Annotated in this window: 13 protein-coding genes; 8 read left to right on the top strand and 5 right to left on the bottom strand. The window is 71.8% G+C overall.

Annotated features, from left to right (window positions below; translation table 11 throughout):
• The first annotated feature begins 14 nt into the window (after positions 1-14).
• A complete protein-coding gene (locus tag ACW5EG_RS03620; protein WP_457020873.1) occupies positions 15-845 on the top strand; it encodes a kinase in 831 nt (276 codons plus the stop codon).
• Positions 846-1237: 392 nt separating this feature from the next.
• Here ACW5EG_RS03620 and ACW5EG_RS03615 read toward each other — a convergent pair whose 3' ends face one another.
• Positions 1238-1441 carry a dodecin family protein gene (locus tag ACW5EG_RS03615; RefSeq protein ID WP_457017400.1) on the bottom strand — a complete coding sequence of 68 codons (204 nt, stop codon included), beginning with the start codon at positions 1439-1441 and terminating at the stop codon, positions 1238-1240.
• Positions 1442-1546: 105 nt separating this feature from the next.
• Here ACW5EG_RS03615 and ACW5EG_RS03610 point away from each other — a divergent pair, with 105 nt between their 5' ends.
• The 4 genes from ACW5EG_RS03610 (at position 1547) to hemE (ending at position 5005) form a co-directional block, all read left to right on the top strand.
• On the top strand, positions 1547-2110 hold the full coding sequence (locus tag ACW5EG_RS03610) for a shikimate kinase (RefSeq protein WP_457020872.1): 564 nt from the start codon (positions 1547-1549) through the stop codon (positions 2108-2110).
• On the top strand, positions 2107-3213 hold the full coding sequence (gene aroB / locus ACW5EG_RS03605) for a 3-dehydroquinate synthase (RefSeq protein ID WP_457020871.1): 1107 nt from the start codon (positions 2107-2109) through the stop codon (positions 3211-3213). Before ACW5EG_RS03610 ends, aroB begins: the two co-directional genes overlap by 4 nt.
• 390 nt (positions 3214-3603) lie before the next feature.
• On the top strand, positions 3604-3858 hold the full coding sequence (locus ACW5EG_RS03600; RefSeq protein WP_457017397.1) for a WGR domain-containing protein: 255 nt from the start codon (positions 3604-3606) through the stop codon (positions 3856-3858).
• A gap of 73 nt (positions 3859-3931) precedes the next feature.
• A complete protein-coding gene (hemE, locus tag ACW5EG_RS03595) occupies positions 3932-5005 on the top strand; it encodes a uroporphyrinogen decarboxylase (protein ID WP_457020870.1) in 1074 nt (357 codons plus the stop codon).
• 58 nt (positions 5006-5063) lie between these two features.
• Here the strand turns inward: hemE and ACW5EG_RS03590 are convergent, their stop codons facing one another.
• The gene (locus tag ACW5EG_RS03590) at positions 5064-5921 is read right to left on the bottom strand and encodes a DNA ligase (protein WP_457017395.1); all 858 of its coding nucleotides are present in this window, start codon (positions 5919-5921) and stop codon (positions 5064-5066) included.
• Positions 5922-6048: 127 nt separating this feature from the next.
• Positions 6049-9582, bottom strand: coding sequence for a two-component regulator propeller domain-containing protein (locus ACW5EG_RS03585; RefSeq protein ID WP_457020869.1), 3534 nt, complete (start codon positions 9580-9582; stop codon positions 6049-6051).
• Positions 9583-9755: 173 nt separating this feature from the next.
• On the opposite strand from ACW5EG_RS03585, the gene ACW5EG_RS03580 reads away from it, so the two are divergent.
• From ACW5EG_RS03580 to ACW5EG_RS03570, 3 genes are read left to right on the top strand one after another with little or no spacing between them, the layout of a single operon-like run.
• A complete protein-coding gene (locus ACW5EG_RS03580; RefSeq protein ID WP_457017394.1) occupies positions 9756-10466 on the top strand; it encodes a YceI family protein in 711 nt (236 codons plus the stop codon).
• Entirely contained in the window at positions 10463-11053 is a 591-nt protein-coding gene (locus tag ACW5EG_RS03575) for a cytochrome b (protein ID WP_457017393.1), read from the top strand. The genes ACW5EG_RS03580 and ACW5EG_RS03575 overlap by 4 nt, the downstream gene beginning before the upstream one ends.
• A complete protein-coding gene (locus tag ACW5EG_RS03570; protein ID WP_457017392.1) occupies positions 11043-11609 on the top strand; it encodes a YceI family protein in 567 nt (188 codons plus the stop codon). The genes ACW5EG_RS03575 and ACW5EG_RS03570 overlap by 11 nt, the downstream gene beginning before the upstream one ends.
• On the opposite strand, the gene ACW5EG_RS03565 is transcribed toward ACW5EG_RS03570, so the two are convergent.
• Both ACW5EG_RS03565 and ACW5EG_RS03560 read right to left on the bottom strand, forming a co-directional pair.
• On the bottom strand, positions 11610-12017 hold the full coding sequence (locus ACW5EG_RS03565; protein ID WP_457020868.1) for a hypothetical protein: 408 nt from the start codon (positions 12015-12017) through the stop codon (positions 11610-11612). It lies immediately after the preceding gene.
• Between the two features lie 32 nt (positions 12018-12049).
• Positions 12050-12277, bottom strand: a complete 228-nt coding sequence (locus ACW5EG_RS03560; RefSeq protein WP_457017390.1) for a glutaredoxin family protein — start codon at positions 12275-12277, stop codon at positions 12050-12052.
• Positions 12278-12294: the final 17 nt, after the last annotated feature.

Genomic DNA, 12294 nt, shown 5'->3' with positions numbered 1-12294 from the left:
GCTATTGTGGCGCGATGGTCCCCACTGCGCACTCCGCTCCGCAGCATGGCTTCGCGGACGATCTGGTCGCGTCGCTGCTCGACGACATGGCCGCCGGCACGAAGGTGTACGGCATCTCCGGCCTGCAGGGCAGCGGCAAGTCCACCGTCGCCGCCCAGCTGGTCGATGCGGCCTCGGCGCGCGGACTGTGCGCGGTGGCGGTGTCGGTGGACGACTTTTATCTCGACCGGCCAGAGCGGCAGCGGCTCGCGCGCGAGGTGCATCCGCTGCTCGCCACTCGCGGCCCGCCCGGCACGCACGACCTGCCGCTCGCCTGCACGACGCTGGATGCGCTGCGCAGCGGCGGGCATGCACGGCTGCCCGCATTCGACAAGCTGGGCGACCGCCGCATGCCGCCGCAGCGCTGGCGCGAAGTGCGCAGCATCGACCTCGTCGTCTTCGAAGGCTGGTTCCTCGGCACGCCACCGGAAACGGACGAGGCGTTGCGCACGCCAGTCAATGCGCTCGAACGCGACGAGGACGTTGGCGGCACCTGGCGCCGGCACTGCAACGACGCACTCACCCGCGACTACCCGCCGCTGTGGCGGCGGATCGACCGGCTGCTGTTCCTGCAGCCGCCGGGCTTCGAAGTCGTCCCGGAATGGCGCTGGCAGCAGGAGCAGTCCCTGCAGGCGCGCGATCCGGCGCACGGCGGCATGAGCCGGGCGCAGCTCGAGCGCTTCGTGCAGCACTACGAACGGGTCAGTCGCCACGCGCTGCGCACGCTGCCACGGATCGCCGATCGCGTGCTCACGCTGGATGCAGGGCGCTGGCCGACACCGGCCTCGACGTGGGCCAGTGCGTGACACCGCCCCGACCTGCGTCCGGTCCGGAACAACGCCTATGCCCCGCCTGCGTGGCAGGCCGCTCCACCCGTCGACCGATCCTGCGGGCGCCGGCCATTGGATCCGCCCGGGCGGCGACAGACATCGCGCCTAGGGCGTGGCCGCGCACCTGAGGTAGGGCGAGGCTGCGATGTAGGGGCGATAGCGCTCGGGCAGCGTGGGCCCGCCCGGATAGTCATGGTCATACCCCTCGATCGCCAGCACGCCAGGCTGCTCGCCGGCGTTGAGCGTCAGCAGCAGGGGAGGATTCCCATGCCCATGCGCGGACTCCGTCTTGGGCCGTTTCCCCGGCCGGAATGCGCGGCCGGAAGGCCGCGCCCGCAGGGTCCAACGCAGCCTGGCAACCGGTCCGGTCAGTCGACCACGAAGGTCACACGCATGTTCACCCGCCACTCGATCACCTCACCGCTGCGATCGGTGACGACCTTGGTTTCGCTGATCCAGGCACCCTGGATGTTCTTGACGGATTCGGCTGTCTTCCTCAACCCGGATTTCACCGCGTCCTCGACGCTGGTCTTCGATGACGAATTGATCTCGATGACTTTCGCAACGGCCATGGCGTGTGCCTCTGGAATGGCGACGGAATCGTCGCGGTTGCAACAGACTGCGCCGGCGCACGTTAACGCAGCGGCCAGAGCGTGTGTCCTGCTAGGATCCGGGCGATGAATCCCGCGCCAAACCTCGTGCTCGTCGGCCCAATGGGCGCGGGCAAGTCCTCGATCGGCAAGCGCCTGGCCAGCCGCTTCGGCCTGGTCTTCGTCGACGTCGACCGCGAAATCGAGACGCGCACCGGCGCCACCATTCCCACCATCTTCGAATGCGAGGGCGAGCCCGGCTTCCGCGCGCGCGAATCCGCGACGCTGGCCGACCTGCTGCAGCGCGAGGGCCTGGTGATCGCCACCGGCGGCGGCGCGGTGCTCGATGCCGGTTCGCGCCAGCGGATGCGCTCGCGCAGCTTCGTCGTGTACCTGCAGGTCAGCCTCGCGCGCCAGGTCGAGCGCCTTGCGCGCGATCGCAGCCGGCCGCTGATCGCCGGCGACGATCGCGAGCAGGTGCTGCAGCGCCTGTCCGGGTTGCGCGAACCGCTGTATCTCGAAGTGGCCGACCTGTGCTTCGACACGGACCAGCGCTTCCCACCGCAGGCCACCGCGCAGCTGGCGCGGCAGCTGCAGGCACAGTGGAACCGCATCCCGCAATCCGGCATCCAGGAAACCACCACCGCATGAGCCAGCACCGTCGCGAGGTCGCCGTCGGCGGCGACCGTCCGTATGCAATCACCATTGGCCAGGGCCTGCTTGGCGAGGGCGGCCTGCTCACCGGCACGCTGCGCGGGCGCGACGCGTTCGTGATCAGCGACGACTCCGTTGCACCGCTGTACCTGCAGCGCGTGCTGGATACGCTGCGCGGCACGCACGCCGACCTGCGCCTGGCGCACTGGACGATGCCCGCCGGCGAGGCGTCCAAGACGCTGGCGCACTTCGGCGAGGCCATCGACGCGATCGCGCGTGCAGGCGCGCGCCGCGACGCCACGATATACGCGCTCGGCGGCGGCGTGGTCGGCGACCTGGCCGGCTTCGCCGCGGCCGCGTGGATGCGCGGCGTGGACTGCGTGCAACTGCCGACCACGCTGCTGTCCATGGTCGACTCCTCGGTCGGCGGCAAGACCGCGGTGGACCTGCCGCAGGGCAAGAACCTGGTCGGCGCCTTCCATCCGCCACGCGCGGTGCTGGCAGACACCGCCACGCTGCGCACGTTGCCGCCGCGCGAACTGCGCGCGGGTTTGGCGGAGGTAGTGAAGTACGGCGCGATCGTCGATGCGCACTTCCTCGACTGGCTCGACGCCCATGCCGATGCGCTGCTGGCGATGGACGAGGACGCACTGGCCGAAGCCATCGCGCGCAGCTGCGCGCACAAGGCCGCGATCGTCGAGCGCGATCCCTTCGAGCACGGCGAGCGCGCGCTGCTCAACTTCGGCCACACCTTCGGCCACGCGCTGGAGACCGAACAGGGCTACGGCGGCCTGATCCACGGCGAGGCGGTGGCGGTGGGCATGGTCCAGGCCGCGCGCCTGTCCGAACGACTGGGGCTGGCCGCGGCGGCGGATACCGGCCGCCTGCGCGACCTGCTGCTGCGCTTCGGCCTGCCGGTGGACCCGCCGCCCGGCCTGGATCCGGATGCGCTGATCGCCCATATGCGTCTGGACAAGAAGACCCAGGCCGGCGGCCTGCGCTTCATCGTCTGGGAAGGCGCCGGCCGCGCCCGAGTGCAGGCAGACGTGCCGGAAGACACTGTGCGGGACGTGCTGCAGGCCTGCAAAGCGGTCTTTTAAGGAGGCCATGGCGCAAGTCCTTTCCCGGCCTTCGAGTGGACGCCGCGCCGTGTCGGCCGGGGATCGCTTTCCGCTCGGTCAGGGCTTCCTGCCCTGACTCGCGCGCAAAACATCCATGTTTTGCTTGTCGCGATCCCCGGCCGCCAGGACGCGGCTCACTGCGACTGGTGCTGCGATGCTTCGTTTCGAAGCTATGCCAGTGACTGGGCGATGGTCGTTCCGGGGCGGGGGTTGCGGAAAGCAGCGCATGGATGCGCTGCGGCGGCGAGTCAGCCATGGATGGCTGACCGAGCCGAGGAGCAACCCCCGGCCCGGAACGACCCAGCCGGAGCCCTGAATCTGATCGCCATGACGGAGCCCAGCCGTGCCGCGACGTACAATGGCCGGCCCATGCGCCTGCTCCTGCAACAACGCCCCGATGGCCGCGAAGCCCCGCGCTTCGTGCAGCTGACCCTGCAGCAGGACCTGCTGGGCGCGTGGACTCTGCTGCGCGAAACCGGCCAGACCGGCGGCCGCAGCACCCTGCGCCGCGAGCAGCACATGGACCACGCCAGCGCACTGACCGCGCTCGAGCAGGCGCGCGACGCGCAGCTCAAGCGCGGCTTCCAGCTGATGTACGCCGAAGGCGCGGGCGCGCCGAGGTGACAACCTCGCCCTGCGGCCGCGCTGCCCTCGACCTTCTGCACTTGTCCGGCCCGATGACCGGATACGGAGCCCCATGACCAGTCCCCTCAAGAACGACCGTTTCCTCCGTGCGCTGCGCCGCGAGCCCGTGGACCACACGCCGGTCTGGCTGATGCGCCAGGCCGGCCGCTACCTCCCCGAATACCGCGAAACCCGCCGCCAGGCCGGCAGCTTCCTGGCGATGGCCAAGAACCCGGACATCGCCTGCGAAGTGACGCTGCAGCCGCTGCGCCGCTTTCCGCTGGACGCGGCGATCCTGTTTTCGGACATCCTCACCATCCCTGACGCGATGGGCCTGGGCCTGTATTTCGTCGACGGCGAAGGACCGAAGTTCGAGCGGCCCGTGCGCAGCGCTGCCGACGTCGCGCGGCTCGGCGTGCCCGACATGGAGACCGAACTGCGCTACGTGATGGACGCGGTGCGGGTAATCCGGCGCGAGCTCGACGGCTCGGTGCCGCTGATCGGCTTCTCCGGCAGCCCCTGGACCCTGGCCTGCTACATGGTCCAGGGAGCCGGCAGCAAGGACTTCGCACGGATCAAGGCGATGGCGCTGAACGAGCCGCAGGCGCTGCACGCGCTGCTCTCTGTCAACACCGATGCCGTCATCGCCTACCTGGCCGCGCAGCGCGCGGCCGGCGCGCAGGCGCTGCAGGTGTTCGACACATGGGGCGGCGTGCTGTCGCCGGCGATGTACCGCGAGTTCTCGTTGCCCTACCTGGAGCGCATCGCGCGCGAGCTGGAGCGTGGCGAAGGCGATGCGCGCACGCCGCTGATCCTGTTCGGCAAGGGCACCGCCCCCTATCTCGAGGAACTGGCCGCCACCGGCGCCGACGGCGTCGGCGTGGACTGGCTGGTGGAACTGGGCGAGGCCGCGCGCCGCACCGGAGGCAAGGTCGCACTGCAGGGCAACCTCGATCCGACCACCCTGTACGGCTCGCCCGAGGCGGTCCGCCGCGAGGTGCGTCGCGCGCTCGACAGCTACCGCGACGGCAACGGCGGCTCGCGCGACGGCCATGTGTTCAACCTCGGCCACGGCATGTCGCCGGACATGGACCCCGACCACGTCGCAGCGCTGGTTGACGAGGTCCACGCCTACAGCGCGCGCTGATCCGCTCCGGCGCACGTTTCGAGCCGGCTTGAGCGGCGCGTGACCGTAGGTTCCGCCGTCACCGCCCCGGGTCGGGCGGCGGCGCCTCATCGCGCACGCGCAGGAAGCGCGCGAAGCGCGGCACGCCATTGCCGGTATGGCCGTTGTAGCGATACGTCACCAGGCTGCCGACCGGCGGCGGCGCGGCGCGTTGCGCATCGTCAAGTCCGCTGCCCAGGCGGAAGCGCACGCCATCCGCACGCTCGACCAGCAGCGCGCCGGTCATGCCCGCATATTTGCCGCGGCCGGGCGTATGCCCGACCACGCGCGCCTCGGCGTCGGCATGGGGCTTGAGCTTGCGCAGCCCATCGCTGCGCCCGGCGCGGTAGCGCGCATCACGGTGGTGCAGCATCAGGCCCTCGCCGCCGGCCGCGGCCACGGCCCGGAGCCGCGCCTGCAGGGCCGCCGCATCGGCGAAGCGCTGCTGCGGCACCGGCTGCAGCCAGGCGACGCCCGCGCCGGCGAGCAGGGCGCGCAGTTGCACCAGTCGCTCACCGAAGCCTCCGGCGTGCCCGGGCAGGTCGAACACCATGAAGCGCACCTGCCGCCACGCCGCCTCGTCCCGACGCTGCGCGCGCACGATGCCGCTCACTTCGTCGAAGCGGCCGCGACCGATCCAGAGTTCGCCATCCAACGGCACCGGCGGCCAACCCGCGACGAACCAGCCCGGTGCGTCGATGCGGCTGCCGCCGCGGGTCCACAGCGCGCGTCCGTCCCAGCGCCCGCGCACGCCGTCGAGCTTCTCGCTGACCCAGTAGTCGGCGACGACGACGCCCGGCTCGTAGTCCATGGCCAGCATGAGCGTTGGCGGCTGCGCGCCGCAGGGCGCGGCGGGCGCGAGCAGCAGGAAGCACAAGAGCACGAGACATGCACGCATGGCGTGATTCCACAGCGGATGACGAGCGCCATCGTCCCGTCCCGCAGGGGCCTCGCCTATCGGGCCCGGGTCGGCGCGGCGGGTCGGAAAACACCGCGTGCCGGGGTCCGCATTGCCCGCCTGCCTGCTAGTCGGCCGCCCCGGCGGGAAGGACCGCGGCCAGCGCCTGTGCCAGCATCGCCCCGGTGACCGGCTTGCGCAGGAAGCCGTCGAATCCGGCCTCGGCCGTGGCCGCCTCGGCTTCGGCATCGGTGCGGGCGGTGACCGCGAGCAGTGGCTGGGCGAATCCTTTCTGGCGCAGCAACCGCGCCAGGCTCAGGCCGTCGAGGCCGGGCAGGTCGAGGTCGAGCAGGGCCGCGTCGAAGACCTGCGCGGCGATCTCCGACAGCGCCGCCAGCCCGTGCGCGACATGGGTCACGTGGTGGCCCTGCGCCTGCAGCAACCCGGCCACGACCTGGGCGATGGTGGCGTCGTCCTCGACCAGCAGCAGCGAGAGCGCGCGGCCCGGTGCGGCAGCGGGCGCCGGTGCGGCGGTGGCCGGCGGCTCGGCGTCGGGCAGCGGCAGGTCGAGGATGAAGGCGGTGCCCTGTCCCGGCGCGCTTTCGATCCCGATGCGGCCGCCCATGGCCGCGGCCAGTTCCTGCGAGATCGCCAGCCCCAGGCCACTGCCGCCGTAGCGTGCGCTGGTACGCGCGCCTTCGGCCTGTTCGAAGCGGCGGAACAGCCGCTGCTTCTGCTCCTCGTTGAGTCCCGGCCCGGTATCGCGAACGATCAGGCGCACGCCCGACGGCTGCAGCGCCGCCACCTGCAGTCCGACGCTGCCGCGCTCGGTGAACTTGACCGCGTTGCCAAGCAGGTTGAGCAGGATCTGGCGCACGCGCCCGGCATCGCCCAGCACCCAGCGCGGCACGTCGGCGGCGATGTCCTCGTGGAATTCCAGCCCGCGCTGCTGCGCCTGCGGCGCACAGAACGCGACGGTCTCGCGCACCAGCGCGTGCAGGTCGAACGGCTGCTGGTCGAGCTGCAGGCGGTCGGCCTCGATGCGGGCCAGGTCGAGCGCGTCGTTGACCAGGCGCAGCAGGTGCTCGCCGGCGCGCCGGATCGACTCGACGTGGCCGCGCTGGCGCGCGTCCAGCTCGGTCGCCGCCAGCAGCTCGCTCATGCCCAGCACGCCGGTCATCGGCGTGCGCACCTCGTGGCCCAGGGTGGCGAGGAAGCGGGTCTTGGCCAGCGAGGCCTGTTCGGCCAGCTCGCGCTTGTGTTCGGCCAGCTGCCACGCGTGGCGGCGCTTGAGCCGCGCGCGGTACTGGCTGGCCAGCAGCGCCAGCAGCGCCAGCGCGCCCAGCACCCAGACCGCGGTCGCGGTGCCGGTGCGCCACCAAGGCTCCTGGACCACGAAATCCAGGCGCTGCACCGGGGTCCATTCGTCGTCGGCGGTGCGCGCCTGCACTTCCAGCACGTAGTCGCCGTGGCGCAGGCTCGGGAACATGCGCTCGCCCGAAGCGCCGACCTCGACCCAGTCGGGGTCGTAGCCCTCCAGCCGGAAGCGGTAGCGATGCGCATGCGCGTCGGTGAACGAGAGCAGGCGGGCGGTCACGCGCAGGTCGCGGTCATCGTGGCGCAGCACGATCGGCGCGCCGGCCGGCAGCTCCAGCAGTTCCTCGCCGCGGCGCGCAAGCACCGATTCGATCGCCAGCGTCGGCGCGCGGTCGCTGACCTGCACGTGCTGCGGGTGGAACAGCAGCAGCCCGTCCGCGGTCCCCACCGCGATATAGCCGCGCGCCGAGGCTTCGAACGGATAATCGCTGAACTGCTGGCTCGGCAGGCCGTCGAGCACGCTGTACACGCGCAGCCGCTCGCGCTGCGGGTCGTAGCGCACCAGGCCACGTGGCGTGCTCATCCAGACCACGCCCAGCCCATCCACGGCCAGGCCGCCCGCCGCCACCGCGGGCAGGCCGTGGCGCGCATCCACGGTGCGCTCGGCGATCAGCTCCGCGCCGGTCCAGCGGTAGGACACCAGGATGCCGCTGCCGCCCACCCAGACCGTGTCGTCCGGTGCGAAGCCGAAGGCAAACACCTGCCACGGCGGCCCGCCCGGGACCGGCTCGAAGCGGCGCGCGCCGGCATTCCACATCAGCAGGCCCTGGGCAGTCGCCAGCCACAGCGCGCCATCCGGGCCGCGCGACATCTGCTGCAGCGCATTGCGGGCCGGGAAGCCCTCCGGCCCGCCCGCCGCCATCACCTCGCGCAGGCTGCCGTCCGGCGAACGCAGCTGCAGCGAGTCGGCTGCGCCCAGCCAGATCGCGCCGTCCGGCTCTTCGGCGATCTGCGTGATCACGCCCGCCGGTGCGGGATCGACCGCGTCGGCCTGGTGCCAGCGGCGCAGGGTGCCGTTCGCCGGGTCGTAGCGCGTCACCGATCCGTGGCAGCCGATCCAGACGCTGCGGTCGCGCACCTCGCGCACCACGTAGGGCAGCATGTCGCCGCAGACGCCGTCGATGCGGTGCTGGACTTGGACGGTCTGCGGATCCAGCCAGTCGAGCACGCCGCCGGTGCCGACCAGCCACAGGCCGCCGTCGATGGCCGGCGTAACGCTGTAGACAAAGGCATTGCCGGACGAGTCCGGGTCGTCGAGCTGGCGCCGCAGCACGGTGAAATTGCGCCAGTTGGCCGGCAGGTGCCAGAGCCCGGTTTCGGAGCTGGCCAGCCACAGCCCGCCCTCGCGATCCTCCAGCGCGGCCGACCAGGCCGGACGCACCAGGCCGCGACTGGTGCTGCTGTACAGCGGCACGTCCTCCACGCGACCGTTGCGCTCCACCGCCAGGCCGCTGCGGGTATCGAGCCAGTGCGCGCCCTGTGCGTCCTGGACCAGCATGCTCAGCACCGGCAGGCCGAGCACCGGGTCGAGCCACGGCGCGGGCTCGATGTGCCCGCTCTCGTCGCGATACACCCAGGCGCTGCTCGATGTGCCGATCCACAGGTCGCCGGCCTGGTCGAGCACCAGCGCGTTCACCGCGGGGCTGGGGCGCACGTCCTGCAGCAGGCGGTCGAAACCGTCGCCGGTCCAGCGCGCGAGGCCCTGGTAGGTGCCCACCCACAGCCGCCCGCGGCGATCCACGCGCAGCCAGGTGACCGCGGGCGAAGGTAGGCTGCGCGGGTTGCCGACCTCGGGCATGAAGCGCCGGATCGTGCCGTCGGCGTCGATGCGGTGCAGGCCGCCGTCGGCGGTGCCGAACCAGATCGCGCCATCGGGCGTCTGCGCCACCGACCACACGTCGTTGCTGCCGATCTGCGCGTGGGTGCCACGGTCGAAGTGGACGAAGCCACGGCGCTGCGCGTCGAGCATCGCCAGGCCGCCGTTCTGGGTGCCGACCCAGACCCGGTCGCTCTCGTCCACGAACACGGTCCAGACGTGGTTGTCGTTCAGCCCGTCGCCAACGCGCCAGACCCGGTAGCCGACGCCGTCGTAGCGGGCCAGGCCATCGCGGGTGCCGATCCACAGGTAGCCCTGGCGGTCCTCGGCCAGGGCGTTGATCCGGTTCGAGGGCAGGCCGTCGTAGACGCTGAGCTGGCGCGGCATCGGCAGCTGCGGCGGCGCGGCAGGCGGCGCGGCCCCGGCCTGCGCGCACGCGGCCAGCAGCCACCACCACAACGCTGTCAACGCGATCGCCCGCACCCGGCCTCCCCGCTCGCCGTGCCTGTCCCTGGCGCACCCGGGGCACGCGGCCACGCATCGTCGCAATGCATCGTTGCCGGCGCAAGCCCGGACCGGCCCGGCCCGGCGCCGCAGCCTAGAATGCGGGCAACGCAACCCGTCCCGCCGCCGAGCCGCCAATGCCGCGCATCCTCATCCGCCTGAGCACGAGCGCCTGCCTGATGCTGGCCCTGGCCGGCATCGCGCGCGCGGAGCCGGTGGCCTATGCGCTCGATCCGGTGCATACGCGCATCCTGGTCGCGGTCGACCACGCCGGGTTCTCCACCGCGCTGGGCACGATCTCGGGCAGCACCGGCACCCTCCACTTCACGCCCGGCGACTGGTCCGGTGCACGCGTGGAGGTGCAGATCCCGCTGCAGCGCCTGGACTTCGGCGACGAGGCCTGGAACCGCGCCACGCTCGCGCGCAACCTGCTCGACGCGGAAGACCATCCGGTCGCGACGTTCAGCTCCACCCGCGTGGAGCCGCTGGACGAGCGCCGGGCCATCGTCCACGGCCTGCTCGAGCTGCGCGGGATGAGCCGCGAGGTGGCGCTGCAGGTCGAACTCAACGGCGCCCGGCGCCATCCGCTGCCGCCATTCCGGCGCACCGTCGGCTTCTCGGCGACCGCGACCCTGGCGCGCTCGGATTTCGGCATCACCGCCTGGCGCTCGATGATCGGCGACACCGTGCAACTCAGGATCGAAGCCGAGGCCACGCGCACGCGCGTCGCTGCCGAAGATGGCACCGATGCCGACGACGCGCAGGCGCCCGACGCCCCGGCGCCCGAGGACGATGCCGACGACGATGCCGAGCCAACGCCCATTCCCGAACCGGAACCCGAACCATGAGCCTGCGCAACTCCCGCGAACACTGGGGCCACGTCAGCCAGACCTTCCACTGGCTGATCGTGCTGCTGATCCTGGTGCTTGCCATCGTCGGCCTGACCATGGGCGAGCTGCCGCGCACACCGAAATACTTCTGGGTCTACACCGCGCACAAGTCGCTGGGCATCACCGTGCTGGCGCTGATGCTGGCGCGGCTGGGCTGGCGGCTGTATGCCGGTGCGCCGGCGCCGGTGGCGGGCACGCCCGGCTGGCAGTCGACGACCGCCAACATCACCCACTGGCTGCTGTATGCGCTGGTGCTGGCGATGCCGCTGTCGGGCTGGCTCTACGATTCGGCCAGCGGCCTGCGCCCGTTCCGCTACTTCGGGCAGTTCGACATGCCCAAGCTGGTGGGTCCGAACGAATGGCTGGCCGATCTGGCGCGCGAGGCGCACGGGCTGCTGTTCTGGGTGCTGGCCATGCTGGTGGCCGTGCATGCAGGCGCCGCCTTCTACCATCACATCTTCCAGCGCGACGACACCCTGCGGCGCATGCTGCCCCGCCGCGGCGCGCGCCCTGCCCCCCTCGGGAACACCGACCATGTCCAATAGTCTCACCACACCCGCCGCCGTCGCCGCCATGCTGGTGGCGATGCTGGCCACGCCCGCGCACGCCGCCGACTACGTGCAGGCGCCCGGATCCTCGCTCGCCTTCGCCACGAAGTACGACGGCGAGGTGTTCACCGGCCGCTTCGGCGGCTTCGACACGAAGCTCAGCTTCGATCCGCAGCAGCTCGATGCGGCGCGGCTCGACGTCACCATCGAGCTGGCGGGCACGCAAACCGGCAACGCCGACCGCGATTCGACCCTGTCGAGCGGCGATTTCTTCAACGTGGCGAAGTTCGCCAGGGCGCGTTACGTGGCGGACAGCTTCCGCGCACTCGGCGATGACCGCTATGCAGCCGACGGCACGCTCAGCCTGCGCGGCGTGAGCCGGCCAGTGACGCTCGAGTTCACCTGGACGCCGGGCAGTCCCGCCCTGCTCGCGGGCCGCGCGACGGTGCGGCGGCTGGAGTTCGGCGTGGGCGGCGGCGACTGGGCCGATACCGGCGCGATCCCGGACGAAGTGGCGATCAGCACGCGGGTGTTCCTCACGCAGGCGCCCTGATCAGGGCGCGCCCGGCCCCTGCGGCAGCACAAAACAGCCCCGCGCGCCGTCTTCGGCGGCGAGGCAGCCGCGCAGTCCGCCATCCCCGGCGTGGATCTCCAGGTCGAACACCTGCCCGGTACGCATCAGCAGCAGCAGCGCATGCCAGATGCCGTCGCGCGGCTGCCACGGCGGCGGCGGCGGTGCGTCCGGTACCTGCAGCGGCAGGGCCGCACCTTCGGCCAGGATGCGGCGCAGGTTGGCCAGGTCCAGTTCGCGGGGGGCGCTGGTCACCGCGCGCAGCAGGATGATCCGCTCCACCTGCGCTGGATCAACCAAAACGCCCAGCGCCATGCCCTGCCAGCGCTGCGGATCGCCACCCGCGGCGGGCTTGCCCAGGTGCACGTCCGTGCCCGTCGCGCTTGCCATCATCATCATCCCCGCCGCCAGGACCGAGGCCTTCACCTGGCCGCGGCCTGCAGCTGCGCCGGATCGAACGGCCAGTCCAGCTCCGCGCCGGTGGCCGTATCGAGCAGCACCGGCACGCGCATGCCGTAGCGCGCCTCGAGGTCGGCATCGTCGTCGATGAAGACGCTGCGCGGCTCGGCGAAGCGGACCCGCGCCAGCAGTTCGATGGCCTGGTCGCACAGGTGGCAGTCGTCGCGCTGGTAGAGGATGTAGCGGCACATGCGGTGGCGGGCCGGAT

The organism is Luteimonas sp. A611 (assembly GCF_054072715.1).
Note: the sequence above shows the minus strand (reverse complement) of the source record. Positions and strands in the feature narration are given on the sequence as shown.

Excerpts from the sequence above, each read along its gene's own strand:
- ACW5EG_RS03620 (WP_457020873.1), top strand. The coding sequence starts at position 15 with ATGGTCCCCACTGCGCACTCCGCTCCGCAGCATGGCTTCGCGGACGAT.
- ACW5EG_RS03580 (WP_457017394.1), top strand. The coding sequence starts at position 9,756 with ATGCCGCGCATCCTCATCCGCCTGAGCACGAGCGCCTGCCTGATGCTG.
- ACW5EG_RS03570 (WP_457017392.1), top strand. The coding sequence starts at position 11,043 with ATGTCCAATAGTCTCACCACACCCGCCGCCGTCGCCGCCATGCTGGTG.
- ACW5EG_RS03575 (WP_457017393.1), top strand. The coding sequence starts at position 10,463 with ATGAGCCTGCGCAACTCCCGCGAACACTGGGGCCACGTCAGCCAGACC.
- hemE (WP_457020870.1), top strand. The coding sequence starts at position 3,932 with ATGACCAGTCCCCTCAAGAACGACCGTTTCCTCCGTGCGCTGCGCCGC.
- ACW5EG_RS03560 (WP_457017390.1), bottom strand. The coding sequence starts at position 12,277 with ATGTGCCGCTACATCCTCTACCAGCGCGACGACTGCCACCTGTGCGAC.
- ACW5EG_RS03600 (WP_457017397.1), top strand. The coding sequence starts at position 3,604 with ATGCGCCTGCTCCTGCAACAACGCCCCGATGGCCGCGAAGCCCCGCGC.
- ACW5EG_RS03565 (WP_457020868.1), bottom strand. The coding sequence starts at position 12,017 with ATGGCAAGCGCGACGGGCACGGACGTGCACCTGGGCAAGCCCGCCGCG.
- ACW5EG_RS03615 (WP_457017400.1), bottom strand. The coding sequence starts at position 1,441 with ATGGCCGTTGCGAAAGTCATCGAGATCAATTCGTCATCGAAGACCAGC.
- ACW5EG_RS03610 (WP_457020872.1), top strand. The coding sequence starts at position 1,547 with ATGAATCCCGCGCCAAACCTCGTGCTCGTCGGCCCAATGGGCGCGGGC.
- ACW5EG_RS03590 (WP_457017395.1), bottom strand. The coding sequence starts at position 5,921 with ATGCGTGCATGTCTCGTGCTCTTGTGCTTCCTGCTGCTCGCGCCCGCC.
- aroB (WP_457020871.1), top strand. The coding sequence starts at position 2,107 with ATGAGCCAGCACCGTCGCGAGGTCGCCGTCGGCGGCGACCGTCCGTAT.